This window comes from Paraclostridium sp., assembly GCF_051657365.1.
Classification (GTDB): domain Bacteria; phylum Bacillota; class Clostridia; order Peptostreptococcales; family Peptostreptococcaceae; genus Paraclostridium.
This window is the reverse complement of sequence record NZ_JBOFKN010000166.1, coordinates 1-2456: the sequence shown is the minus strand read 5'-3', so window position 1 is coordinate 2456 and position 2456 is coordinate 1. Positions and strand designations below refer to the sequence as shown.

Here is a 2456-nt window from a genome sequence, read left to right as displayed (position 1 = left end):
CTAACTCTTTTTCTTTAAATTTTCCAAAAGCAACAGAATTCATATCATTATCATATTTTACAATTTCATTTCCCATAAATTCCCCCTAATTTATTATTGCAACAAAAAGTACCCTTAGTATTTTAAATCTCTTTATAATCCTATATTATCATCAATTTAAATACTTGTCAATTTTTAAGTACCCTTATATGTAACAAAAAGTACCCTTATATGTAACAAAAAGTACCCTTATATGTAACAAAAAGTACCCTTATATGTAACAAAAAGTACCCTTATACCATCATCCGAACTAGTATTTTCAATACCTAAATGAGGTCTAAATGTTTTAAAAGAAAGAAAGAATAATAAAGATTCTAAAGACACGCGTACGCGAGGAAAAAAGAATTTGAATTTTTTAAAATTTTATAAAACAACAAAAAACTTAAAATCAAAAAATAAATAATTTTAAATTCTAAAACCACATTCTAAACCACATTTAAACGCTTTAAAATGCCTTAAAAAATGATTTCAACACATTTTAGCATAAAATACTCATATCAATGATTTCACATATCTTAAAATTAATTTTGCAAAGAATTCATTATTTTTTTAATAATTAAAAAAAATTAAGAAATTTCAGAGTTTTTACTAAAATTTAGATTTGCTTTGTATTTACTGGGTTAATTGATGTTTTTAGCTTAAAATTGATAAAAAAACTCTTGTAAATAACCAAAATAAGTATTACAATTGTAATACGAAATATTAAAGGAGGTTTTTTATGTCAATTATTTCTGTTAGATTAAATACCGATGAAGAGCTATTATTAAAAAAAATTGCTGATTTTGAAGGTGTTGGACTTTCTAGCTATATAAAAAAAATTGTTTTTGAAAGATTGGAAGAAGAATATGATTTAAAAGTTGCTGAAAATGCTTATAAAACTCATGTAGAATCAAACCAAAAAACTTACTCTTTTGATAGTGTAATTGAGGAATTAGGAATTGATTTATGATTAAATACAGAGTTGAATTTTCAGAAACATCTTTAGGACATTTAAAAAAATTAGATAAATCAGTTCAGACTATTATTTTAAAATGGATTAAAAAAAATCTTGTTGATTGTAATAATCCTAAAGCACATGGAAAAGCATTAGTAGGAAATAAAAAAGGATTTTGGAGATACAGAGTAGGCAATTATAGATTACTTTGTAATATCCATGATGAGGTATTAACTATATTAGTTCTTGAAGTAGGACATAGAAGTGAAATTTATAAAAAATAAATTGATATTTTAATCTAAATCTTTTATAATTTTAACACAAAGCTGAACAAGGAATAAAAACCAAAGAAAACAGAGAGATGTGCAAATCTCTCTGTTTTTTTATTATTAAATCAATATTAATATTTTCCCAATAATTATAGATAAAGTTATTCCATTTTCTAAACTTAATTTTTTTAAATATTTCTTTAAATAGTTTCTTCATAACCAATTTCTCCACCAAAAAAAATCAATAAAAAAACTAATTGATTTGGAATTAATAAGTGAAAATAAAAAAGATATATCTAAAAACAACGATTTATATACAGAATTAGGAAGAAATTTATATAATGCCTCAATAAAAAATGTAGAAAAATAAAGCATATAAAGGTACTGTCAGAAAAATATGGTTTTATAACGCTAAGAGCTGATTTTTAAGGATTTTTTAGTTTTAATTTTAGGGGTTCCGTCAGGAAAACTCCCAATAACAACGCTAAGGATTTTTGAGACATCACTTTAATTATTGATTTCATTGAGAAAGTTGTACATTTGGTGCTGAAAGACAAAAAAACCGACGCGAGGCTCTTATAGAAAAAGATTTCTTTAATATTCATTATTATTTTCCTCGATTTTTTTTATTGTTTCTTTGATTGTATTAAATGCTTTATTATAGTAATCATTTGCCCTTGTATATGCCCAACTACATATTTCAATACATTTTATTAATAAATATAAGTTAATTTTTTCTTCATATTTCTCATATAAGTTATCATTTTTGTAATAACCTTTAAAAAATGCGTTTTTATTACTGTTCCCATAATTATCTATCAAAATTAAAACAAGGTCTGATTCTTTTTCTCCTATAAACGCCGTTTCAAAATCTATTAATGAAAATTGCCCATCTTTTTCATTGAGTAATATATTTCTAATATTAAAATCATTATGACATATTGTTAATTCGCCATTATTCCTTATAATATTTTTATTAAATATAATATCTATTACCGAAAAACATTTTTCATATGTATCATAGTGATTTATTTCATTATTATTACGAATTGCATATTTAAACTTCTCTATTTTTTTACTTACATACTCTTCATATCTCATCTTTTTTATTTGGTTTTCTTTAGTTACATAGATATAATCTTCTTTCAATTTGTTTTTTTCATGGAATTCTCTTAATTTCTCACCAATATTATGCCATATTTTTTCTTTATCTA

Annotated in this window: 3 protein-coding genes; 2 read left to right on the top strand and 1 reads right to left on the bottom strand. The window is 23.2% G+C overall.

The features are described from left to right. The first annotated feature begins 757 nt into the window (after positions 1-757). Both relB and ACRCYC_RS12955 read left to right on the top strand, forming a co-directional pair. Entirely contained in the window at positions 758-988 is a 231-nt protein-coding gene (gene relB, locus ACRCYC_RS12960; RefSeq protein ID WP_438568942.1) for a type II toxin-antitoxin system RelB family antitoxin, read from the top strand. Next, a complete protein-coding gene (locus ACRCYC_RS12955; RefSeq protein WP_240222354.1) occupies positions 985-1257 on the top strand; it encodes a type II toxin-antitoxin system RelE family toxin in 273 nt (90 codons plus the stop codon). Before relB ends, ACRCYC_RS12955 begins: the two co-directional genes overlap by 4 nt. A 579-nt stretch (positions 1258-1836) precedes the next feature. Here the strand turns inward: ACRCYC_RS12955 and ACRCYC_RS12950 are convergent. Then, positions 1837-2456, bottom strand: a 620-nt coding sequence (locus ACRCYC_RS12950) for a phosphotransferase (RefSeq protein ID WP_438619563.1), incomplete at its 5' end; no start/stop codon positions are given.

Coding starts and splice junctions, on each gene's coding strand:
- relB (WP_438568942.1), top strand. CDS start 758: ATGTCAATTATTTCTGTTAGATTAAATACCGATGAAGAGCTATTATTA.
- ACRCYC_RS12955 (WP_240222354.1), top strand. CDS start 985: ATGATTAAATACAGAGTTGAATTTTCAGAAACATCTTTAGGACATTTA.